The sequence below is a fragment of the Thalassolituus sp. UBA6592 genome (genome assembly GCF_002433655.1).
GTDB lineage: Bacteria > Pseudomonadota > Gammaproteobacteria > Pseudomonadales > Oceanobacteraceae > Venatoribacter.
In genome coordinates, this window is sequence record NZ_DJIO01000107.1 from 1 (window position 1) to 340 (window position 340).

A 340-nucleotide genomic window follows, 5' to 3' on the forward strand; every position below is an offset into this window, starting at 1 on the left:
GGAGAGACTCGAACTCTCACGGGCGTGAGCCCACTGCGACCTGAACACAGCGTGTATACCAATTTCACCACTTCGGCATTTCAAATTTTCAATGTACTTTGTTAAGTACAGCACCATCACTCAGAACAGAATGATGGTGCCCAGGGAGAGACTCGAACTCTCACGGGCGTGAGCCCACTGCGACCTGAACACAGCGTGTATACCAATTTCACCACCTGGGCATTGAGGCGCGGCATGTTACCACTTCGCACTTCAGACTGACAGCTCTTTTTTTGCTTGGTACCAGAGGCCGGACTCGAACCGGCACACCCGCAAAGGCGGGGGATTTTGAATCCCCTGC

The 340-nt window shown here is 53.2% G+C and carries 1 tRNA gene; it reads right to left on the reverse strand.

Annotated elements, in window-relative coordinates:
- Positions 1–134 precede the first annotated feature (134 nt).
- Positions 135–221: transfer RNA gene (locus B2Z72_RS09980), tRNA-Leu, on the reverse strand.
- Positions 222–340: the final 119 nt, after the last annotated feature.